We start from the raw sequence: 20,804 nt of genomic DNA, 5'->3' as shown, positions 1-20,804 counted from the left end.
TCTATGAAGTTTTATTTTGCACCAATGGAGGGGCTGACCGGATATATTTATAGAAATGCACACAGAGCTCTTTTTGATGGCATGGACAAATACTTTTCTCCTTTTATTATCGCAAATCAAATAGATGGCTTTAAGACCAGAGACTTAAGAGATATTTTGCCTGAAAATAATCAAGGGTTGGTTTTAGTTCCACAAGTGCTTACTAATAATGCAAAAGACTTTATTTACACTTCAAAAAAAATTAATAGTATGGGTTACAATGAGATAAATCTCAATTTGGGATGCCCCTCAGGGACTGTAGTTTCCAAAAACAGAGGCTCAGGTTTTCTTGCAAAAAAGGAAGAACTTGATGCCTTTTTAGAAGAAATTTTCTCACAGGCTATGACCAAAATATCTGTTAAAACCAGAATAGGCAAAGACCATCCTGAGGAATTTTATGATTTAATAAATATATTTAATAAATATCCTGTTGAAGAGCTTATTATACATCCTCGAATACAAAAGGATTTTTATAAAAATAAGCCCAATTTGCAGATTTTTAAGGATGCCTTGGGGCTAAGTAAAAATACTGTCTGCTATAATGGTGATATTTTTACGTCAAAGGATTATGTGAAATTTCATGAGGACTTCCCAAGTGTAGATACTCTGATGCTAGGCAGAGGATTATTAATGAACCCTGCCCTGGTACATGAAATTAAAAATGGCACTAAATTGGAAAAGAATTTATTGAAGGAGTTCCACAACAAAATATATAATGATTATAAAGATATACTTTCAGGAGAACGCAATGTTTTATTTAAAATGAAAGAGTTATGGTTCTATATGATAAATGTCTTTACTGATAATGAAAAACACGCAAAAAAAATCAAGAAGTCACAAAGATTATCTGATTATGACGAAGCTGTTTCCAGACTATTTGAAGAACAGCCCGTAGAAACCTAACTAAAAATTTTTTTATAAGGAGAGATATAGTGACAAAAGTGAGCAATAAAAAGTTAACTGTAATATGTATAGTATTGGTAGTGGCTTTATTTTTATCTATAGTAGGGAATGTAGTTATACATAATGAAAATAGTAAATTGAAAAATGAACAAATAAAACAGATGACAACAGAGTGGTCTGAAGTATATGAACTTTCCAGACAAGTTGACAATTATATAGCACTAAATTACGTAGATGGAGAAAAATATCAGAAGTATGTAAATAAGATTTGCCATCACTTTAGGTTGGCATCGCCGGTAAGCCAGTTAAATTGGAATATGTCTGATTTATTAGTAAATAGCTATGATCCTTTATTTTTAAACCTGATTGATGAAGAGCGGACTGTAAATAAGAAAAAAGCTCTAGCCCTTCTAAAGGAGATGAATAGTTCATTGGCAGAAATAAGCAAGAATATTTCTGAAATGAGTACCGATGAAAAAAATAAATTAATGGACCAATCTTCAGCTGTATACAAGCAACAAAGTGCAAAAGTAAAAGACTTTGCTACAAAATATCAGAAATTAACAGATGATTATTTTAAAGGATTATAGGAATATTAAAAAGGATGAAGAAATATCAAGAAAGGGCTAAAATCAAAGGAGACATATAATGAATGAAATAATAGAAAATATATTAACAAGAAGAAGTGTAAGAAGCTTTAAAAATGAGCAGATATCTGTAGAGGATTTAAACACAATTCTATTAGCAGGAAGCTATGCCCCAAGCGGTATGGGAATGCAGAGTTGGAAATTTACTGCCATACAAAATGAGGATTCAATGAAAAAGGTCAATGAGGCTATCCGTCAAACCCTTTTAACTATTCCGGTTGTGGCAGAAACCCATCCTTATATTGTGAGCCTGATTAAAAAAGCGGAAGACGAGAATTCTAATTTCCTGTATAACGCCCCAACCTATATTATTGTCTCAAATTTGAAAGACAACACAAATGCAATGCCGGATTCAGCATTAGCTATTGGTAATATGATGCTGGCGGCGCATTCTCTTGGTATTGGTTCTTGTTGGCTAAACCAATTGCCGGGACTATCAAACATGCCTTTAATACGTAAACTAATGGATGACTTGGGAATCCCTGATAGCCACATTATATACGGTTCCGTTGTAATGGGTTATGCAGCGGCAGAACCTGCTTCGGCTGCTCCACGCAAAGATGTAATAAACATTGTTTAACAGATAAAAAACCATGGGATGGCTTTTCCCTATATTTGTAAATAAAAATTCAAGATGATATAATATCCACATTCTGACTGTGGAGGAAAATGTAAATTTATGAAAAAAATATCAGACTTGATTATTGTGGGTGCCGGTCCGGCAGGACTTATGGCTGCAAAGACAGCGTCTGAAATGGGGCTTAGTGTTATAATAGTTGAGAAAAGCAAAAGTCTAACTCACTTGAAACGTGCATGTTCTGCACAGATAATTCTTGATGACGGATATGAAAATGAATTTGTCCACGTAAATGATGGGAAAATAACCTTTGAAAGGAATAATTTTGAGGTTAATTATACAGGGCAATTGAAAAATGTTACCGACAAATACTATCACTCTCCCAGTGGACATAAAATTCATTTTGCCCATCCCGACAGGAAGCCATTTGCTGTTAAGTTTGATAAGAATAAGCTTATTCAGGACTTATGCAAAGAATGCGATGATTTAGGAGTAGACATAAGAATGTCAACTATGGCCTGCGAAGGTTGGGATATGGGTGACTATGTTAAAATAGTGCTTAAAGAAAATGATAAACATTATACAATTGAAGCAAAGAAAGCAATTATTGCTGAAGGCGTCAATGCAAAGCTTACTGGAATATTTGGTCTTAATAAAAACAGACACCATTTTGCAACAGCTCACGTTGTAAAATATTTTCTAAAGGGGGTGTCTGAGTATATTCCTGACAGCTGGAACTTATACTACGGAAAAGCGTATCATTCCAATGCCGCAGTAATTATAGGACCAAGCTTATATGGCGATGATACTGTTGAATTAACACTTTCCGGCAGTGCAAATATGAGGCCCGTATCTATTTTTGAAAACCTCCTTACAAACAGCCCTCTTAAAAACCTGCTTGCCAATGCAACTGTATTGGACACTCATGGCTGTGCAGTTAAAGCCTTTATGTCTCTAAAGAAACCGTATACAGATAATGTCCTGTCTATAGGCGACAGTGCTGCTTTTGTTGAAGTTGAGGTACAGGGTGCTCTAATGTGCGGATATCATGCTGCAAAGGCTATTAAGAACGAGCTTGAAGGTAAAAACGGTTTTGAAAAATATACTGATTGGTGGAATAAGTCTTTTGAGTTTAACCGTGATGAATATCTTAAAGTTTCGCAAGGCTATGCATTAGTTCCAACATATACAGATGATGAACTCGATTACTTGTTCTCTTTGTTGGAAGGGATAACACTGGAGGGTACATATAGCCAATATAAGACCCCAAAGCTTATATGGGATTCCATTTTGCAGAATCAGGATAAAATTAAAACAAAAAGACCTGAAATATTTAATAAAATATTGAATATGAATCAACTGACACTAACGGGGACATTTTAGGCAAAGGGTAAAAATATACTAATCATATATGGGAATATACTGCAACCGCACATTTTGATATAATGCGCGGTTTTTTTATGTATTTTGTAACTTGAAAGCATCTGCTTTAATTGATAGAATTTACTGAAATGTTTACAATTGTAAAACAAAATTATTTTTATTGTGTAGTAACAACATTCAACTTAGTAATATTTATAAAGAAAAAATACGGAAAGGATATGATATAACATGAACAAAAAAATGACAACAAGAACTAAGCAGGCAATTGCATCAAAAAATAAAATATATAAGTGCGGAGAAAAGCTGATTCAAAAATATGGCTTTGATTCTGTAACAGTAGAACAGATTGCAAAAAAGGCCGGTGTATCGGTAGGTACATACTATTATTATTATGAATCTAAAATGGCTCTTTTAAGAGAGGCATTTAATAAGGCTGATAAGTATTTCCTGGAACAAGTAGAAGGTAAATTAACAGAAGCAGGATGCAAAAAGCGAATAGTAGAATTTTTTGACATTTATGCAGACTATACTTTAAAAGATGGAATTGATGTGATAAAAAAGTTTTATACGTCAGAAAATAAAATGTTTATTGTTGATGGTAGGGGTATGCAAACTGTTTTAACAAATATTATTAAAGCCGGGCACAAAAATAATGAGATAAGTAATGATTCAGCCCCGGAAGCCTTGACAAAGATGCTTTTTGTTGTTGCAAGAGGTATCATATTTGATTGGTGTTTGCACGACGGAAAAACTGATTTAAAAACTCAGATGAAAGAAATTATGGAAATAATGACAAAACAGATATAACAAAATTCCAATTATTAATACTTATAGAGTCAAACCCCAATTAATACTTTATTTTCCATTGACGATGTGATATTATTTATCTAATGAATTCACCGAATGCATTCAGTGAAGCTTCGGTAAAACATGTTCTGAATGGCTTGGGGGGATTCAAAGTTGCTATCGTAGAAAACGATAGACATATTAAGGAGGAGTTAATATGAAAAAATCCAATTTTATTACTTTCCTGTTGTTGGCTGCATTAATTACTTTTTGCTTGCCAACAGCTTCCTTTGCCGCTGATACCGGCAAAGTTTCGGGAAGTGAAGTCCTTGTAATAGGAGATTCATTTTTAGCCTTGTCTCATGATATTACAAGCAGACTGCAACAAAATGCAAGAAACGATGGAATCCTGGCTTCAACCGACAAGTTCAGAGATCTCTCAGTAAGCGGAACTATGTTGAACGGTGGAATATCTCCAAATATTCCCACACAGTATCAGAATGGTGTAAATGCAGGTACTGTAAAATACGTAATAATGGATGGCGGCGGAAATGACTGCTTAGGCGGTAGCGTTGATGGTGCGGTTACAGCTGCAAAAAGTTTATTTCAGCAGATGACTAAAAGCGGAACTGTAAAAGTATTTTATCTGTTTTATCCGGATGCTCAAGGAGGATTGTCTGGTATGTTAAATCCAAAACTTAACACTCTCAGACCTCAGATTCAGAGTATTGTGACTGGTTCAACATCACCAAAAGGATATTTCCTTGATTTAAGACCAACTTTTGAAGGAAAGTATTCTTCATACATTTTGTCTGACGGAATTCATCCGACATTGGCAGGAAGTAATGCAGCAGCAGATGCTATATGGGCAGAAATGAAAAAGGTCGGTTTCTTTGAAACTACTCCATTAACACCAAAAGTCGGAGATTGCAACAATGACGGAAGTATTGATTCTATAGATTTTTCACTACTAAAGCAGTATTTGCTCAATGGCGGAAGTACATATAATAGTGCTATGGATTTAAATGCTGATAATGTAATAAACGCACTAGATGTTGTAATCATGAAAAAGTACTTACTGGGAATGGTAAATACACTTCCTGCTGTGTAAATAAGTACTTATTCAATAAAAGCTATAATTGAGGAATTTATATACTAAGACGTGGAAGTAATTCTTTCACGTCTTTTTTAATAAAAACAAATGTAAATTCTGGAATTAATATAGTACTATAGATGGTACAGGCTTATTTATTTGAGAGAGAGGTGTGGAAAATGAAGATTGAAACTAAGAGATTAATTTTACGTCCATGGGAAGAAAGTGATGCTGAAGAATTATACAAATATGCAAAAGACCCGAGAATAGGACCTGCAGCAGGCTGGCCGGTTCATACCAGCGTTGAAAACAGCCGTCAGATTATAAAGGATGTACTATCCGCGGAGGGCACTTTTGCGGTTGTATTAAAAGAAAGTAAGGGCGTTATTGGTAGTTTAGGCCTAATGATTGGTGAGAGCAGTAACCTTGGAATAGAAAAAGATGAAGGTGAAATCGGTTATTGGATAGGAGTACCTTATTGGGGACAGGGGCTGATTCCAGAAGCGGTAGTTGAATTAATGAGATATGGCTTTGAAGATGTTAATCTAAAAACTATTTGGTGCGGATATTTTGACGGAAACGAAAAATCAAAACGTGTTCAAGAAAAATGTGGTTTTCAATATCATCACACTGAGAAGGATAAAAATTGGCCTCTTACTAATGAGATAAAAACACTTCATATAACAAACATTTCAAAAATGCAGTGGCAGGGGCTTTCTTTTAAAAGATAGCCATAATACAAAATTTGGTATATAATCCTTTTACAGGGGGTGAATTTATTGAGATTTATAAATAAATGGTCATACTCTTGTGCAAAGGGTTTGTCAAGTGTTCTTGAAGAGAGTCACCAGAAGAAGGCTGAATATTATTTCGGTTTTCAAGTGGCTATCGGCAGTATTGTTAAAACTGGCGTATTGATAGCTGTTTCAACGGTCTTTGGAGTACTGCTTCCTACATTGATAGTATCCATATCCTTCGCATTACTGCGAAAGGTAGCCGGAGGATATCATATGGATACATATGGTAAATGTTTATTGGTGTCAATAGGCTTTTTTGTTGCAGCAGCATTGATTGCAAAGCATACATATGACTATTGGAGTATTACATGGTTGATAATACTGATTGCCATAATATTTATCATAGGTATTCATATATTAATAAAATACGCACCAAAGGATACTCCCAATAGGCTGATTACAGATTCCCAAGAGAAACTCAGATTTAAGAAATTATCTGTTTTATATATCTGTGTATGGTTAATAGTAGTTACAATATTAACCGTACTCGGATTTAAAATGTATACTCTGTTATTATGCTTTAGTGTTTTGCAGGAGTTATTCGCAATAACGCCTACGGGACACAAATTTTTTGACATAATAAAGAACGGGTTGGCTGCAAACGGGAGGTGATTTTTATAAAAAAAATTAATCTTGCCTTTGTTTTCTTAATTGTTTTAGGATTTCTGGTCAGATGTCCACAACAGCCGGAAAAAGACATAGAGACTTATATTGCCAAGAACTTTGAATGTAAAACTATAAAATCCGTAGATGGAACAGTTCCTCCAATATTGGGAGGAAAGTTTAATTATTATGTATCATTTGTTGATAAATCAAATAATGACTGCTTCTTAATTATAAACCCTAGTTTAGATAAATATATTCTGGTTTACAATAATTTGTATATTGAGCATAATTCTAAGAAACTTCAAGATAAGTACAGGGATTTTATCCAGTCTAAACTTGATCCTCCCAATTTCAGTTCAGAATATATGATTAAGTCAAGTCTGGTTGATTTGAATGTCAAAAAGGGCAAAAGCAACTTAGATTTGTTTAAGAAGGGTGAAGTTGGAGAAATGCTCATACAAGATGAATATATTTATATGGATAGGGAGAAAGGCAAAATGCTAGGCCCTACACAAGTTAAAAATACTATATTGTTTGATACTGAAACAAAAAGCTATTACGAGTTTGATGAAAAAATTAAGTAGTGATGAAAGAATGGATTTCTTTTGGTTTTACTACAGAGGAAAAGGAAGCTTATGAAAAATGTTTAAATAGAGCTAAAGTTGCATATTGGCGTTGATAGAATACACTTAGGAATGACGTATTTAAAGATATTGGGGTAAGTCTTTGGCGGCCAAATGTGTTTAAGAAGGATTATTTAGATGAAATTCGGTTTCAAAATTATTACTCAGAATTGCAAGAGGATGAAATATTGGTATTTCCAATCAGTTTCAATAGCTGTAAATGGCTATTGGGGTTTATCCTAAAGAATACATATAAATAGCAAACTGCGAAAAATTAAAGTTAACAAGATAAATAATTTACAAAAATGTCATTTAATGCTAAAATGTTAATTAATTAATTTTAATGGAGGTTTTTAGTTGTGAAAAACAAAGAATTATTGTAGTATTAATAACTATTTTAGCAATTATGTTATCAATGGAATGTAGTGTATTTGCATCAGAGAGTAATGTAGCTACCCAGCCAAAGGGTATAATTGAAAACAATACGAATATTTCTCAAGACTCTATTAATATTCCTAGTGTTTTCTATGGAACAACTAGAATTAAGGTTACAAAGGACCCAAACTCGATTTCAGGCACAGTATGGATTGATTGGAGTATTACAGCTAATAAAATTATTACAGGTTATGACTTGCTCTTAGAGATTGATGGTTGGGAAACTTTAAATTTCTCCTCAAGAGATGGTATATCCTTATCAACCCATAACCAGTCGCATTGTTGGATAGGGAATGGCGAACATACAATTACTTTAGTTGGTCAAATATATACATATGATGGTCATGCAAACATTTACCACACTATGAATTACAGTAATTGATTACTTCAGGAAAATTACAAGGAGATATTAATGGAAAATGAAATAAAGAAATTGCGTGACGAAATAAATCAGCTCCAAAATAAAATTCAGAATTTACAGTACAAGATACATTTACTATATGTATCTAAACAGGCAAGAGAAATCCATCCATACGTGGAATTTTTGCTAGGCTTTGATATTACTGAACAAAAGAAAGAAAAAATAGAATTTGCACTGGAGCTTCTTTCAAATAAATACTATCGTAGAAATGTGTTTGTATTAGAAGATAATAAGCTCACGGAAGAAATGGAGAATAGTAATGATATATATATTACAAAAAGCATTACTGAAGCTTATCCCCAAAAATTGTTTGAAAATAAACTGCCTTCTTACACCGAGGTTGTTGATATTTTCTTGGAAATATTAGATACTAAAAACAAAAAAATAGTATTTGATTTACTCTGGTCTGTATATAAGGAAGGAATGTTTGAGAACCTGTTAATGCATGTCTTAATTACAAATCCTAACGGAGAGTCAGGCCCAAAAGGGTAAATTTAAGCTTGAGAATAAAACATTAGACCGAACCCTATAAGTTGTCGAAAAATACAACTTTTATAGGCTTGTTCGGTCTTTTTCTGGTTGTATTTACTTTCAAAATAAAATGTCATAAAATACAAATATTGAATAAAATTGTAGGAGATGTGTCTTATATGGTAATGAATTTATATATATTACTGCTAGTGTCATTGCCCGAAGCGTTTTTAAATTTAACAATAGCTTTGCTTTTTACTGGATGCAAGGGGAATCTAAAAATAAACAAGAAGAATATTTTTAAGTTTTCTACAGCAATACTTTTAATGTTACTTTCTTCTTGTATTATAAGACCTATATCTCCTAATGTTATAGCAAGCATTACATTACATAATATTGCATACTCACTGATACTTATACTGGTATACAAGATGAAGCCAGTATATGCTGTCTTTGCAACATCTTTTATTTTTTTAATAATGACTGTTACAGAGATACTATACGCACCTTATGTGATTACATATGTATTCAAAGGAATGGAAAGATTTCAAAACGCTTATCATTGGTATGTACTGCTTGCAATGCCACAACGATTTGCTCAGGCAATGGTAGCAGCATTTTTATGGAAGCATGAGATTTTGCTGGTCACACGGATTAATCGCCGACTTAATAGATTGTTCCTGTCATCAATTTTAATGTTATCCTACGGAGGACAATTGTTATATTTTGTATTCATCGCAGTTTTTGATAAGATGCAATTAGTTTATCAAATAACATTCTCTGTATCCTTGTTTGTAATAGTATTGGTACTTAATATTCAGATGTTTAAATTGATTTATACTGTGATAACTGGATTAATAATAAAATCGTATGATAAATATTGTGAATTTGAGGATGATGTTAAATTTGCTTTAGATGAAATTCGTAGTTTGCTCACAAATAATCAAGTGGATGAGGCGGTTAAACTTATAGATTATATTAATGAATAAGTACATAAACAGAGAGGAGGGAAAGATTATGAAGGCAAAAATCAAACTTTTGTTTGTACCTTTGTCACTATTAATCACACTTCTTGCGTTATCAGGTGTTTGCTCGGCATGTTACGGATACTACTATCAGCCGAAAGCACCCAAGCATTTGACGGTACGCAGAAGTCATTAATGAATTTATCAAAAACCATGCATTAAGAGGACAAAAACACCTTTATATTATTATTTAGGGTGTTTTTGTTTTTTCATTATTCATAAGAAATTCAATATACTCATTTCCCCATACTTCAAGCTCCGCAAGAACCTTTTTGAATTTATCTCCGATATCACTCAGGCAATATTCTACTTTTGGCGGTATCTGCTGATATTCTGTGCGGATAATCAGTCCTTCCTTTTCCATTGCTTTTAGCTGGCGAGATAATGTGGTGTGTGTCATTTCCTCCGGCATACGCCTTTGTAGCTCGTTAAAACGAATAGGCCCATCAGTTAACAAATAAAGAATGTACATTGACCATTTTCCGGTTAATATTCTTTGGGCTGTTACGTACGGACATAGGCCAAAAAGTTGTTTTTTCTCCATTAATACTATCCTCTCTGATACTGGTATCAAAAAATATCGTACTTGTTTTAATGCTTGTGTAAGATATAATTATACCTGTGAGAAACAAAAAACACAACCCCATGATTTGAAAGGAGCTTTTAATATGAACGAAGTTTTAGAATACCTGAAAGAATGTGGTATTATATACCTTGCTACCAACGAGGACGGACAGGCTCGTGTGCGTCCCTTTGGCGCTGTATGTGTCTTCGAAGGCAAGCTTTATATCGTTACCAATAACCGAAAAAAAGTATACCACCAGATGAAGAAAAACAACAAGGTTGAAATTTGCGGTATGAATAAAGGAACTTGGATTCGACTAGAAGGTGAAGTCGAGGAAGATTTGCGCAGGGAAGCTCGTGTGGCAATGATGGATGCCAACCATGCCGCTCTTAGTTCCATGTACACCGTAGATGACAATGTAATGACCGTATTTGCATTTAAACATGGCATAGCAACTATCTGCTCTTTTACGGATGAGCCAAAGGTAATTGAACTATAAACACTTATTATACTTTTTATAAAAGGTGACTGTGAGGTCATGAACTATTATATATGCCGATGTAGGGTGAATAACTTTATATTGGCATTTTTAATGGCAAATAAAATTTTATATGTTGCTTAGATACGTTGACAATAGAGTTATATTGATATACCATATATCTGGTAAAAAAATAATTGCGCTTGTTACCATTAGTATTGAAATTAAAAATGGGATATGCGAATGCAGTAATATATAAACTGCACAGTGCTGAACGAAAAACGGAAGCATTACCTCGTAAAAAGGTAGTGTTTTTTTATATTCTTTTAAAAGATGAGGAATCAAACCAGTTTGTAAAATATTATCATAGAAATAGGAGGTATACCCGGTGTTAAAGCTGATGAATTTTTCAAACCACCCATATGATTTATACAGATTTTCGGGTGACAGCAACAAAATCAAAAAGTTTTTATACAAGCATGATTTGCAAGGACTTGAAATTATTCAGACTTCTCAGTGGCAGAATGAGATTGTTTCGTCTTCATTGCTTCATGGGCTGCATATGCGCTTTTGGCCTGCTTGGCTTGATTTTTATCGCAATGATAAGTATGAGCTTTATAGACAGTTTGGTGATATAGAAGCCTACAAACAATACTATGGCGGTGAAACATGGGAGTGTATATTGGAGTATTACCGCAATGAAATTAAAACAGCCTGTGATATGGGTGTAAAATACATAGTTTTTCATGTAAGCCATGTACAGCTTGAACATTGCTATAATTATAAATTTACATATGGTGATGAAGAAATTATTGAAGCATTTATTGAAATGATAAATAAGTTGTTCAAAGACACTTCAGCAGATTTTGACCTGCTTTTGGAAAATCAATGGTGGCCCGGTCTTACACTTTTGGATAAAAAACTGGCATTCAGGCTTATGGACGGAATAAACTATCCCAAAAAAGGATTCATGCTTGATATAGGCCATATGATGAATACCAACACTGAGCTGAAAACAGAAGAGGAAGGTGTTAAATATATTCTTCGAGTACTCCAGAATCTGGAGGAATTATCGTCAAATATTAAAGGAATACACCTTAATAGCTCTGTCTCAGGAAAATATGTAAAAGATAAAATCAAGAACTGGGGTGGTTTTAACAAAAGTGAATCCTTTTTTGACAGATATCTGAAAGTATTTGAGCACATCGCCAAAATTGACAACCACATTCCCTTTTCACATCCGTCAATCAAGAGGGTTATAGAATACATAAATCCTAAGTATTTGGTGTATGAGTTCATTACCAATACATTTGATGAAATGGAACAATATGTGACGCTTCAGAATAGGGTTTTAAAAAGTTTTGGAGAATAAAAGAAAGCTTATTTATAAGGCGTATATTATCAAATTTTGTAATTAATTACAAATAATTACAAAATAAGGTTGACTAATAGATTGTAAGGGTATTATAATAAAAAATAGGTACTAAGTGTACCAACTCATTAAATGATTTACTTACGACAAACTATCACAAAAAGCACTTATTTTAATTAAATCAAGGTTGGTACACTTCTTTTACTTTACGTTTGATTTTGTCTGTTTAATAATCTTATTTATTAACTTTTCAAATTGATTTATTTCAATATTTGAATCCTTCATCCTCACTGCAAGTTGTAAATATGGGATGAAATTTTCATCTTTAAGATACTTTTCAAAGGCGGCTAATTCCGGGCTGTACGGTATTATTTCTTCAGTTGCCATGTTTTGTGACTGTTCATTAATTCCTAATAAATAATCTGAAGAAACATTAAAGTGCTTTGCAAAAAGTATAATAGCTTCCGGATCAGGTTCTCTTTCACCCAGCTCATATTTTGAAACAGTTTCTCTACTTTTACCTAAAGCTTTACCTACTTCATTTTGGGATTGTCGCTTACAATTGCGTAATTTTTTAACCCTCTCTGAAAGAACGGACATCCTAATCACCTCAATGAATAATTATAAGTTATAGCAGTTGAAGAACGCAATATTAATTATTGAACTATAAATAAGACCCGTGAGTATTTATTTACAAAATAATGGTAAATGTATTGACTAACAAAAATTATTCATATATAATTACTTTCGGTACTGATTGTACCAAAACGTATTACCCAAAAAGAAAAAAGGTATTTAATGCAAGATAAATGGAGGAACTTTAAAGGTAAAACAGGAGGGATTCTTTAGATAAATAAACGGTAGGCCCTTAAATAAGGATTTTAATGCTAATATGATAACTATGCCGCCTGAGATAAAAACCCACAAAAGTAAGTAGATTGTTCTGTATGTGATTTTTATTAGAGAGGTTTTGTTTAAAGTAGGTGGCACTAAATATATACTCTATACTATGCACTCTTCCATTTAACAAACCTCCTGCTTTTTGACACTCCCCAAAGGGTGTCTTTTTTTATTATATAGTTTAACAACAGGTAAATAATAAACATAGTATGTTTATGTTATTAATTTAAATAAGAGGTTTTATAATATGATGAATAATAATTGCTGCAATAAATTTTTTTCGTTAAGTCCCAGTGAGCTTACCTTGCTTGCCACTGTGATATCACTGGCAGTTGCAGAGGAGTTGGACAACTGCCAACGTAATGTATTTGGAAATTTTTTGACATCCGTAGCTCAGAATATTTTAACCTATGATTCTCAGGATAGTTGTATTAAAAATAATTGCACATAAAATTTACATTTAATAACATATATTATATATTGATGGAATGGAGGTACAAAATGAATAAAAGAAAGATAATAGCTATAGCATCTTTTTTTATGGTAATATTGTTGGTAATACTATTTTCTAATAATAAACATAATCTGATACTTGGTGATTTTATTTTGACAAAGATGGGTATTAGTGTATGGTCGGACGGAAACTCCGGTTTGCATTATACGGGAGTAATAACCTTAACATTAATATTGCTGGGGGTTGCAGGGATAATATGTTTTAATGAAGATGTTCACAGGAATTTTGGAAAATTTGTTGTTCTGTTTTTTATTGTAGGCTCTATTATATACCAACCTACATATGATATAGCATATGGATTTGTTAAATCAAAATTAAGTGGTTTACAGACTATAGAATACATAAGAGATGGCAGTCAGATTAATTATACAAATAACGGCGGTATTATTTCTCTTAATGGAAAAATAAAATTAAAGAATTATAGTAATGATAAGAAAGAATTTTATATAAAAATACCTATCCTTGAAGATTATCTGTCTAAAAATGCTAAAATTATAACTGTCAGCAATACTTTGAAGGAACCCGTCAAATTTGTGGTTTTTCCAAACAGACAAGTCAATTTGGATATTAATTTTTCTATTCTGGACCGAGAATCGGAGTGGCAGAGTGGAAACTTAAATCCTCCAAGCATAATAATATATAATGATACTGAAGAAATATACGAAGGGAAATGATGAGTGATTTATACATTGACAAACTTCGATTTGGTTAATATAATATTTCATATCGAATATTTTAGATATGAGGTGATAAAGTGTCAATCAGTAAATACGAAGAAAATGCAAAAGTATTTAAAGCTTTTTGTGATGAAAATCGTCTAATGATTCTGGAATTGCTTCAGACAGGAGAAAAATGTGCCTGCAAACTGTTAGAGGATATGAAAATTGGTCAGTCCACTTTGTCCCATCATATGAAAATACTATGTGATTCCGGTGTTGTAAATGCAAGAAAAGAAGGGAAATGGACGCACTATTCCATAAGCCCGCAAGGCAGCGTTTATGCCAGAGAACTGCTTGGCAAGATTACAGAAATATACTCAGCCATCATATGATGGCTTTATTAAAAATGGATATATCGATAAAAATAGATGTATTTATGTAAAGGAGACATGTATGGAGTTATTAAAAGGAATTGGACTGTTTTTACAAAATCAGGTGCTTGGAATGAAATGGCTTAACACACTTATACATAACTTGCTTTCCTTCTTTGGCCTTGATATGTCAGGACGGCTTGGGGGAAGTATTCAGTTTTTTATATACGATGTAATAAAAATAACAATACTATTATGTCTTCTTATTTTTATAATTTCATATATTCAGAGTTTTTTTCCACCGGAACGGAGTAAAAAAATATTGACTCGTTTCCGCGGAATCGGAGCAAATACCATAGCAGCACTTCTGGGAACAGTTACGCCTTTTTGTTCCTGTTCGTCAATTCCGCTGTTTATAGGGTTTACCAGCGCCGGACTGCCACTGGGCTTAACATTTTCCTTTCTAATCTCTTCCCCTATGGTAGACCTTGGTTCACTGGTAATTCTAATGAGCATTTTTGGTGCGAAGGTGGCTGTTGTATATGTAATAATTGGTCTTATTATTGCAGTTGCAGGAGGTACAATTATCGGGAAAATGAATATGGAAAGGTATGTGGAGGATTTTATACTAAATGCCTCAGGTGTGGATATTGATTCACCGGATTTAACAAAAAAAGAACGTGTTGCCTATGCAAAAGACCAAGTAATATCTACCTTTAAAAAAGTATTTCCGTATATATTAATAGGTGTAGGAATCGGTGCAGTAATTCATAACTGGATTCCAGAAAGCTGGATTAAAATCGTTCTGGGAAGTAATAATCCGTTTGGTGTCGTACTTGCGACATTAATTGGTGTTCCTATGTATGCAGACATTTTTGGTACTATCCCGGTTGCAGAAGCGCTACTGTACAAAGGAGCAAATCTGGGAACTGTTTTGTCCTTCATGATGGCGGTAACAACTCTGAGCTTACCATCTCTAATTATGCTTCGTAAGGCTGTAAAACCAAGGCTTTTGGCATTATTTGTTGCAATTTGTACAATAGGTATTATTATTGTTGGATATCTGTTTAATGTATTTCAATATTTATTATTATAAAATAAACTTATGAGGAGGACTTTATTATGTCATTGTTTAAAAAGAAGAAGGAAGACAAAAGTGAAACAAATGTTAAAGGGGATGCATATGTAAAAGTGCTGGGCTCAGGATGTGCAAAATGCAATCAGCTTGAAGCTGCTGCAAAAGAAGCAATGTCAAAGCTGGGAATGGACACTGATATTGAGCATGTAAAGGATTTTGCACAGATTGCTGCATATGGTGTAATGACAACACCTGCCTTGGTTGTAGACGGTAAAGTTGTTTCGTACGGGAAAGTTTTAAAAACTGAAGAAATAATCAGTATATTGGAGAAAGCAAGGAAACAGTAAAATGGGAAAAGCTAAAGTAGCATTTATATGCGTTCACAATTCCTGTCGTAGTCAGATTGCGGAAGCTCTGGGCAAACATCTTGCATCGGACGTATTTGAAAGTTATTCCGCAGGCACAGAGACAAAGCCTCAAATAAATCAGTCTGCTGTCAGGTTGATGAAACAGATTTATGGAATTGATATGGAGAGAACACAAAAATCAAAGCTTCTGGAAGACATACCGACTGTTGACATTATAATAACCATGGGATGTAATGTTCAATGTCCGGTTTTGCCTTGTAATCACAGGGAAGATTGGGGTCTGGAAGACCCAACGGGAAAAAATGATGAAGAATTTATCAGAGTGATTAAAATCATAGAAGAAAAAATTATGGCTCTTAAAAATTCAATAGACAATTAGAAGCAGTAAATGACAGGAATTAATACTACTGTTTTTTGTAAAATGAAAATGCAAAGGAGGTGATTGAATGGACTGGGTTCGCTCTTTGAATTACGCAATAGACTATATTGAAGTACATTTAAGTGAAAATATTGTTTGTGATGATATTGCACAAAGTGCTTTTTACTCGAGCTTTCATTTTCAGAGGACATTTTCATTATTAACAGGGATGACAGTGAGTGAATATGTAAGAAACAGAAGGCTCTCTCTTGCAGCCCAAGAGTTATTAAACTACGATTCAAAAGTTATTGATGTTGCTTTAAAGTACGGATATGATACCCCCGAGAGCTTTGCAAAAGCATTCAGGAGGTTTCATGGAGTACTGCCGTCACAGGCAAAAAAACATGGAACGGAACTCAAAGCATTTAATCGTCTCACGCTAAAAATCGTTTTGGAAGGCGGTAGTGTTATGGATTACAAAATTGAAAAAAAGGATTCATTCAGGGTAGTGACTAAAACAAGAAAGTTCACAGAGGAGAACAGAATTATAAGTATTCCAATGTTCTGGTCGGAATATTGTGAAGATGGGTTGCATCAAAAGGTTTGCGGCATGTTCGGAATATGTCTGCCCGGCGAACCCGACTGCAAAGAATTTGAATATGGTATAGGCTGTGAAGAAAAGTATGTAAAGCAGATTCCGGAAGGTTTTATAACCATTGATATACCTTCTTACACCTGGGCAGTATTCAAGTGCGTAGGAGCAATGCCGGACTCTATTCAGAATATGTGGAGAAGGATTTATAGTGAATGGCTTCCACAATCAAAATATGAATTGATACCGGGTTATGACATAGAGCTTTATACAGAAGGTGACATAAAGAGTGAAGACTATATCAGTGAAATTTGGATTCCGGTTATAGAAAAATAATTATAGAAGTATAAAAAACCACACTTAATCGGTGTGGTTTTTTATATCTTCTGAGAGTTTGTTCAAGTAACTATAAGCCCGAAATTTGCATAATTTATATTATGTCTATCAATGAAAAATAAATAAGAATAATCAGCTTATTTTAAAAATATATTTATAGGAGAGGCTTATATGAATTGGGAGAATGATGTCCGACTTAGAATAAAAGCAATGACAGCAGAAACAGATAACTATATCAATTTAATTCATGCTGCACCTTGTGTTCATACCAGAAATATACTTTTGCAGCAACTAAGGGATAAAATAAATGAGATTGACTTTTTATGTGGGTTAATATTTGAACAGGTGAATCAAATATCTGTTTCTCCATTTGAATTATGTACAAATAAACCTAGAATAGATTTTACACTGGAGGAACTTGCCAAGTTCAACGGAAAAGATGGAAATCCTGCATATGTGGCTGTAAACGGAACCGTGTACGATGTTACGGAGAATGCAGCATGGGCAGCGGCTACACATTTTGGGCTTACGGCAGGTAAAGATTTAACAGACAAGTTTGCCTCATGCCACGGAGGACAGTCCATATTGAATAAATTAAAGGTGGTAGGGAAGTTAATTTAATGAACAAAACAAAACCGTGTCCCGAGTATACTGCACGTCTTGAGACGGCGCGAGAATTACTTAATAGAGTCAGGGAAGAAATCAATAAAGGTAAACTGATTAGACAGAATCTGGTTTGGCTTGAACTGACAGGTTGTTCAGGCAACATCATTTCGTTGCTGAATGGCTCAAATCCTGACTTTAAATATCTGATTTCGCAAATGACTAACTTTATGTATGATAATAGCCTTATGGCTGCGGAAGGTGAAAAAGCCATGGAGCAATTAATGGGTATTTACGGCAAAGAATATATTCTTGCTGTTGAGGGAGCGGTAGCAACTAAAAACAACGGAATGTACAATATTATAGGACGCTGGAAAGGTAAACCCGTTACCGCACTTAATGTGATTAAAATGTTTGGAGAAAAAGCTTCACATGTTATTGCACTTGGAGCCTGTGCCTCACACGGAGGTGTTTCTGCAGCTAAACCAAACCCTTCGGACAGCGTGGGTGTGCAAAGTATTCTCAAAAGAAAGGTTATAAAGCTTCCGGGTTGTCCTTGCCATCCAGACTGGTTTATGGGAACACTTGCCCATATACTCTTGTATGGAGAACCCGAACTTGACAACAAAGATAGGCCGGTATTGTTTTATAGTACATTAATCCATGACCGATGTCCCAGAAGGTCATATTTTGATAAAGGAATTTTTGCGCAGAAACTGGGAGAGAAGACCTGTATGTTTAAGCTGGGCTGCAGAGGGCCTGTTACGTATATTGACTGTCCAATACGAAAGTGGAATCAGTATGTAAACTGGCCGATAGAAGATGATACACCTTGTATCGGTTGCGCACAGTTTGGCTTCCCGGATAAAATGGAGCCTTTTATCACCTACAATACTACCAGAGAGGTAAAGGAATGACAAAAAGGATTGTTATAAACCCGGTTACCAGAATCAGCGGATTCATGGAAATAGATGCAACAATTGATAATAATGCAGTTACAGACGTTAAAACAGAAGGACTACTTTTTAGAGGCTTTGAGAAAATGTTGGAAGGAAGAAATCCCTTTGATGCAGTTTATTTTACGCAAAGGATTTGCGGAATATGCTCCACAGCCCATTCTGTTGCAGCAACTATGGCACTTGAGTCTGCAATGGGAATTGTCCCTGGAGAACAAGGAAGGTACCTAAGGGATATCCTCCATGGGTGTGAGTTTCTGCAGAATCACATCAGGCATTTTTATCAGTACACTATACCTGATTTTGTGAGACTTCCGGACAAGTATCCTCTATATGTAACAGAACATAATGATTTCAGACTTCCTGAAGGAAAAAACGAAAATATAGTCAAAAACTATTTTCTATCACTGGATATAAGCAGGAGTGCACATGAAATGCTGGCAGTACTGGGAGGAAAGGCACCGCATAATCATGGGGTTTTTATAGGTGGAATTACGACTCAGGCAACCACTGATAAAATCATTAAAATAAAATCAATATTACTTAGCATCCGTCAGTTTATAGAAAACAGAATGATACCCGACGCATACACCATTGCCGGATATTATAAGGATTATTTCAAAAACGGCAGAGGTTACGGAAACCTTTTGAGTTATGGTTGTTTCAACAAATATACTGAACTGGGAACTTTATATGTTGACCCGCTGGTATACACACAAGGCAATATAAGTGTTTTCAATCCTGATGAAATAACTCAGGAAATAGATTATTCATGGTATAAGAGCCAAACCAATGAGTACAAACCCACAGGCGCAACAGCTGAAGCAGACATGGATAAAAGTAAAGCATACTCTTGGGTAAAAGCTCCACGATACAGAGGTATACCCTATGAAGTTGGCCCATTGGCCAGACAATGGTTAAGCGGAGAGTACAGAAATGGAATATCCACTATGGACAGAACCATTGCAAGGGTGCTGGAAGCCAGAAAAATCGCTGAAGTCATGGGCATTCTTATAGAAAACCTAATCCCCGGGGTGTCCGTCCAAAAACAGTATACGATTCCAGACGCCTCAGAAGGAGCGGGACTTATAGACACAACGAGAGGTGCTTTAGGACATTGGCTTAAAATAGAAAACGGAAATATATCACGCTATCAACTTATTACTCCCTCCGGATGGAACCTGTCTGCCAGAGGTAATAACAATTTGAGAGGAACGGCTGAACAAGCATTAATGAATACAAAAATTACTGATTTTGACAACCCGGTTGAACTGGGAAGAATTATTCGTTCCTTTGACCCATGTGTTTCCTGTGCTACTCATGTTTACTCCATGGGTAAATGTGTTAAAACAATACAGGTAATGCCATGAAAAAGTTAATTGTACTTGGAATAGGTAACAGACTCATGACTGATGACGGAATAGGTATACACATAGTAGAAGAACTGCAAAAAATAAATACAAACAAAGATATTCAATATGTTGTTGGAGAAACCGATGTTTATTTTTGTTTGAATCAAATAGAGAGTGCATTAATGACCATTATAATTGATGCAGCATATTTATACAAAGAGGCCGGAAGTATCAGTGTAGCATCACTTGACAAACTTAATGAAAACCCTGTTTATCCAATATCTCTTCACGATACACATCTCCTTGATTTGGTCAGAAAATCCGGGCAAAATATAAAAGGTTTGCTAATAGGCATTCAGCCTTATGAAATTGATTTTGGCACAAGCCTGTCGTCAGTTTTAAAGTCAAAAATTATCGGGATAATTTCAGACGTAAATAACATAATCGATGATTTTGTGAAAAATAAAATAGCTTCCTATGATTAAAAATTATTCAA

At 34.4% G+C, this 20,804-nt stretch carries 28 protein-coding genes; 26 read left to right on the top strand and 2 right to left on the bottom strand.

The window, feature by feature from the left end; translation table 11 throughout:
* Window positions 1-3 precede the first annotated feature (3 nt).
* The 13 genes from P0092_RS17620 to P0092_RS17560 all read left to right on the top strand — a co-directional run bounded on the left by P0092_RS17620 (window position 4) and on the right by P0092_RS17560 (window position 9,942).
* A complete protein-coding gene (locus P0092_RS17620; protein ID WP_004615930.1) occupies window positions 4-942 on the top strand; it encodes a tRNA dihydrouridine synthase in 939 nt (312 codons plus the stop codon).
* Between the two features lie 29 nt (window positions 943-971).
* The gene (locus P0092_RS17615; RefSeq protein WP_004615932.1) at window positions 972-1,532 is read left to right on the top strand and encodes a hypothetical protein; all 561 of its coding nucleotides are present in this window, start codon (window positions 972-974) and stop codon (window positions 1,530-1,532) included.
* A 58-nt stretch (window positions 1,533-1,590) separates the two neighbouring features.
* Entirely contained in the window at window positions 1,591-2,169 is a 579-nt protein-coding gene (locus P0092_RS17610) for a nitroreductase family protein (RefSeq protein WP_004615933.1), read from the top strand.
* Between the two features lie 99 nt (window positions 2,170-2,268).
* Window positions 2,269-3,549, top strand: a complete 1,281-nt coding sequence (locus tag P0092_RS17605; protein WP_004615935.1) for an FAD-dependent oxidoreductase — start codon at window positions 2,269-2,271, stop codon at window positions 3,547-3,549.
* Between the two features lie 228 nt (window positions 3,550-3,777).
* Window positions 3,778-4,356 (top strand): TetR/AcrR family transcriptional regulator, encoded by a 579-nt coding sequence (locus P0092_RS17600; RefSeq protein ID WP_004615937.1) that lies wholly within the window; start codon window positions 3,778-3,780, stop codon window positions 4,354-4,356.
* 196 nt (window positions 4,357-4,552) lie between these two features.
* Window positions 4,553-5,446: a dockerin type I domain-containing protein gene (locus P0092_RS17595; protein WP_004615938.1), complete on the top strand. Its 894-nt coding sequence runs from the start codon at window positions 4,553-4,555 to the stop codon at window positions 5,444-5,446.
* A gap of 161 nt (window positions 5,447-5,607) precedes the next feature.
* Window positions 5,608-6,159 (top strand): GNAT family N-acetyltransferase, encoded by a 552-nt coding sequence (locus tag P0092_RS17590; protein ID WP_004615940.1) that lies wholly within the window; start codon window positions 5,608-5,610, stop codon window positions 6,157-6,159.
* Between the two features lie 48 nt (window positions 6,160-6,207).
* Window positions 6,208-6,837: an accessory gene regulator ArgB-like protein gene (locus P0092_RS17585; protein ID WP_004615941.1), complete on the top strand. Its 630-nt coding sequence runs from the start codon at window positions 6,208-6,210 to the stop codon at window positions 6,835-6,837.
* Window positions 6,834-7,415, top strand: a complete 582-nt coding sequence (locus P0092_RS17580) for a hypothetical protein (RefSeq protein ID WP_004615944.1) — start codon at window positions 6,834-6,836, stop codon at window positions 7,413-7,415. Before P0092_RS17585 ends, P0092_RS17580 begins: the two co-directional genes overlap by 4 nt.
* 454 nt (window positions 7,416-7,869) lie before the next feature.
* On the top strand, window positions 7,870-8,271 hold the full coding sequence (locus tag P0092_RS17575) for a hypothetical protein (protein ID WP_131451595.1): 402 nt from the start codon (window positions 7,870-7,872) through the stop codon (window positions 8,269-8,271).
* A 30-nt stretch (window positions 8,272-8,301) separates the two neighbouring features.
* A complete protein-coding gene (locus P0092_RS17570; RefSeq protein ID WP_004615947.1) occupies window positions 8,302-8,802 on the top strand; it encodes a hypothetical protein in 501 nt (166 codons plus the stop codon).
* 158 nt (window positions 8,803-8,960) lie between these two features.
* Window positions 8,961-9,770, top strand: a complete 810-nt coding sequence (locus P0092_RS17565) for a hypothetical protein (protein ID WP_004615949.1) — start codon at window positions 8,961-8,963, stop codon at window positions 9,768-9,770.
* A 28-nt stretch (window positions 9,771-9,798) separates the two neighbouring features.
* Complete coding sequence (locus P0092_RS17560) at window positions 9,799-9,942, top strand: cyclic lactone autoinducer peptide (protein WP_004615951.1); 144 nt, start codon at window positions 9,799-9,801, stop codon at window positions 9,940-9,942.
* Window positions 9,943-9,996: 54 nt separating this feature from the next.
* Here P0092_RS17560 and P0092_RS17555 read toward each other — a convergent pair whose 3' ends face one another.
* Window positions 9,997-10,350: a winged helix-turn-helix transcriptional regulator gene (locus tag P0092_RS17555; protein ID WP_004615953.1), complete on the bottom strand. Its 354-nt coding sequence runs from the start codon at window positions 10,348-10,350 to the stop codon at window positions 9,997-9,999.
* 124 nt (window positions 10,351-10,474) lie between these two features.
* Here P0092_RS17555 and P0092_RS17550 point away from each other — a divergent pair, with 124 nt between their 5' ends.
* A complete protein-coding gene (locus tag P0092_RS17550; protein WP_004615955.1) occupies window positions 10,475-10,870 on the top strand; it encodes a pyridoxamine 5'-phosphate oxidase family protein in 396 nt (131 codons plus the stop codon).
* Between the two features lie 367 nt (window positions 10,871-11,237).
* Window positions 11,238-12,221: a TIM barrel protein gene (locus tag P0092_RS17545; protein ID WP_004615957.1), complete on the top strand. Its 984-nt coding sequence runs from the start codon at window positions 11,238-11,240 to the stop codon at window positions 12,219-12,221.
* Between the two features lie 201 nt (window positions 12,222-12,422).
* Here the strand turns inward: P0092_RS17545 and P0092_RS17540 are convergent, their stop codons facing one another.
* Window positions 12,423-12,821, bottom strand: coding sequence for a helix-turn-helix domain-containing protein (locus P0092_RS17540; RefSeq protein WP_004615959.1), 399 nt, complete (start codon window positions 12,819-12,821; stop codon window positions 12,423-12,425).
* Window positions 12,822-13,368: 547 nt separating this feature from the next.
* Between P0092_RS17540 and P0092_RS17535 the strand changes: the two genes are divergently transcribed.
* The 11 genes from P0092_RS17535 to P0092_RS17485 all read left to right on the top strand — a co-directional run bounded on the left by P0092_RS17535 (window position 13,369) and on the right by P0092_RS17485 (window position 20,793).
* Complete coding sequence (locus tag P0092_RS17535; protein ID WP_004615960.1) at window positions 13,369-13,572, top strand: hypothetical protein; 204 nt, start codon at window positions 13,369-13,371, stop codon at window positions 13,570-13,572.
* A gap of 50 nt (window positions 13,573-13,622) precedes the next feature.
* The gene (locus P0092_RS17530; protein ID WP_004615962.1) at window positions 13,623-14,309 is read left to right on the top strand and encodes a hypothetical protein; all 687 of its coding nucleotides are present in this window, start codon (window positions 13,623-13,625) and stop codon (window positions 14,307-14,309) included.
* 80 nt (window positions 14,310-14,389) lie between these two features.
* Window positions 14,390-14,686, top strand: coding sequence for an ArsR/SmtB family transcription factor (locus P0092_RS17525; RefSeq protein ID WP_004615964.1), 297 nt, complete (start codon window positions 14,390-14,392; stop codon window positions 14,684-14,686).
* Window positions 14,687-14,747: 61 nt separating this feature from the next.
* Window positions 14,748-15,761 carry a permease gene (locus P0092_RS17520; protein WP_004615965.1) on the top strand — a complete coding sequence of 338 codons (1,014 nt, stop codon included), beginning with the start codon at window positions 14,748-14,750 and terminating at the stop codon, window positions 15,759-15,761.
* 26 nt (window positions 15,762-15,787) lie between these two features.
* Window positions 15,788-16,090: a thioredoxin family protein gene (locus P0092_RS17515; RefSeq protein ID WP_004615966.1), complete on the top strand. Its 303-nt coding sequence runs from the start codon at window positions 15,788-15,790 to the stop codon at window positions 16,088-16,090.
* A gap of 1 nt (window position 16,091) precedes the next feature.
* Window positions 16,092-16,490 (top strand): arsenate reductase ArsC, encoded by a 399-nt coding sequence (locus tag P0092_RS17510; RefSeq protein WP_004615968.1) that lies wholly within the window; start codon window positions 16,092-16,094, stop codon window positions 16,488-16,490.
* A gap of 67 nt (window positions 16,491-16,557) precedes the next feature.
* On the top strand, window positions 16,558-17,397 hold the full coding sequence (locus tag P0092_RS17505) for an AraC family transcriptional regulator (protein WP_004615970.1): 840 nt from the start codon (window positions 16,558-16,560) through the stop codon (window positions 17,395-17,397).
* 171 nt (window positions 17,398-17,568) lie between these two features.
* Window positions 17,569-18,018, top strand: coding sequence for a cytochrome b5 domain-containing protein (locus P0092_RS17500; RefSeq protein WP_004615974.1), 450 nt, complete (start codon window positions 17,569-17,571; stop codon window positions 18,016-18,018).
* A complete protein-coding gene (locus P0092_RS17495; RefSeq protein ID WP_004615977.1) occupies window positions 18,018-18,917 on the top strand; it encodes a hydrogenase small subunit in 900 nt (299 codons plus the stop codon). The genes P0092_RS17500 and P0092_RS17495 overlap by 1 nt, the downstream gene beginning before the upstream one ends.
* Entirely contained in the window at window positions 18,914-20,326 is a 1,413-nt protein-coding gene (locus P0092_RS17490) for a nickel-dependent hydrogenase large subunit (RefSeq protein ID WP_004615979.1), read from the top strand. The genes P0092_RS17495 and P0092_RS17490 overlap by 4 nt, the downstream gene beginning before the upstream one ends.
* Entirely contained in the window at window positions 20,323-20,793 is a 471-nt protein-coding gene (locus tag P0092_RS17485) for a hydrogenase maturation protease (protein ID WP_004615981.1), read from the top strand. The genes P0092_RS17490 and P0092_RS17485 overlap by 4 nt, the downstream gene beginning before the upstream one ends.
* Window positions 20,794-20,804 lie beyond the last annotated feature (11 nt).

The sequence above is a fragment of the Ruminiclostridium papyrosolvens DSM 2782 genome, from assembly GCF_029318685.1.
Lineage (GTDB): Bacteria > Bacillota > Clostridia > Acetivibrionales > DSM-1351 > Ruminiclostridium > Ruminiclostridium papyrosolvens.
The sequence above is the reverse complement of the archived record's forward strand: the minus strand, read 5'-3'. Positions and strand labels throughout refer to the sequence as shown.

Excerpts from the sequence above, each read along its gene's own strand:
- P0092_RS17620 (WP_004615930.1), top strand. The coding sequence starts at position 4 with ATGAAGTTTTATTTTGCACCAATGGAGGGGCTGACCGGATATATTTAT.
- P0092_RS17610 (WP_004615933.1), top strand. The coding sequence starts at position 1,591 with ATGAATGAAATAATAGAAAATATATTAACAAGAAGAAGTGTAAGAAGC.
- P0092_RS17605 (WP_004615935.1), top strand. The coding sequence starts at position 2,269 with ATGAAAAAAATATCAGACTTGATTATTGTGGGTGCCGGTCCGGCAGGA.
- P0092_RS17600 (WP_004615937.1), top strand. The coding sequence starts at position 3,778 with ATGAACAAAAAAATGACAACAAGAACTAAGCAGGCAATTGCATCAAAA.
- P0092_RS17595 (WP_004615938.1), top strand. The coding sequence starts at position 4,553 with ATGAAAAAATCCAATTTTATTACTTTCCTGTTGTTGGCTGCATTAATT.
- P0092_RS17590 (WP_004615940.1), top strand. The coding sequence starts at position 5,608 with ATGAAGATTGAAACTAAGAGATTAATTTTACGTCCATGGGAAGAAAGT.
- P0092_RS17575 (WP_131451595.1), top strand. The coding sequence starts at position 7,870 with ATGGAATGTAGTGTATTTGCATCAGAGAGTAATGTAGCTACCCAGCCA.
- P0092_RS17570 (WP_004615947.1), top strand. The coding sequence starts at position 8,302 with ATGGAAAATGAAATAAAGAAATTGCGTGACGAAATAAATCAGCTCCAA.
- P0092_RS17565 (WP_004615949.1), top strand. The coding sequence starts at position 8,961 with ATGGTAATGAATTTATATATATTACTGCTAGTGTCATTGCCCGAAGCG.
- P0092_RS17560 (WP_004615951.1), top strand. The coding sequence starts at position 9,799 with ATGAAGGCAAAAATCAAACTTTTGTTTGTACCTTTGTCACTATTAATC.
- P0092_RS17555 (WP_004615953.1), bottom strand. The coding sequence starts at position 10,350 with ATGGAGAAAAAACAACTTTTTGGCCTATGTCCGTACGTAACAGCCCAA.
- P0092_RS17550 (WP_004615955.1), top strand. The coding sequence starts at position 10,475 with ATGAACGAAGTTTTAGAATACCTGAAAGAATGTGGTATTATATACCTT.
- P0092_RS17540 (WP_004615959.1), bottom strand. The coding sequence starts at position 12,821 with ATGTCCGTTCTTTCAGAGAGGGTTAAAAAATTACGCAATTGTAAGCGA.
- P0092_RS17535 (WP_004615960.1), top strand. The coding sequence starts at position 13,369 with ATGATGAATAATAATTGCTGCAATAAATTTTTTTCGTTAAGTCCCAGT.
- P0092_RS17530 (WP_004615962.1), top strand. The coding sequence starts at position 13,623 with ATGAATAAAAGAAAGATAATAGCTATAGCATCTTTTTTTATGGTAATA.
- P0092_RS17520 (WP_004615965.1), top strand. The coding sequence starts at position 14,748 with ATGGAGTTATTAAAAGGAATTGGACTGTTTTTACAAAATCAGGTGCTT.
- P0092_RS17515 (WP_004615966.1), top strand. The coding sequence starts at position 15,788 with ATGTCATTGTTTAAAAAGAAGAAGGAAGACAAAAGTGAAACAAATGTT.
- P0092_RS17510 (WP_004615968.1), top strand. The coding sequence starts at position 16,092 with ATGGGAAAAGCTAAAGTAGCATTTATATGCGTTCACAATTCCTGTCGT.
- P0092_RS17505 (WP_004615970.1), top strand. The coding sequence starts at position 16,558 with ATGGACTGGGTTCGCTCTTTGAATTACGCAATAGACTATATTGAAGTA.
- P0092_RS17500 (WP_004615974.1), top strand. The coding sequence starts at position 17,569 with ATGAATTGGGAGAATGATGTCCGACTTAGAATAAAAGCAATGACAGCA.
- P0092_RS17495 (WP_004615977.1), top strand. The coding sequence starts at position 18,018 with ATGAACAAAACAAAACCGTGTCCCGAGTATACTGCACGTCTTGAGACG.
- P0092_RS17490 (WP_004615979.1), top strand. The coding sequence starts at position 18,914 with ATGACAAAAAGGATTGTTATAAACCCGGTTACCAGAATCAGCGGATTC.
- P0092_RS17485 (WP_004615981.1), top strand. The coding sequence starts at position 20,323 with ATGAAAAAGTTAATTGTACTTGGAATAGGTAACAGACTCATGACTGAT.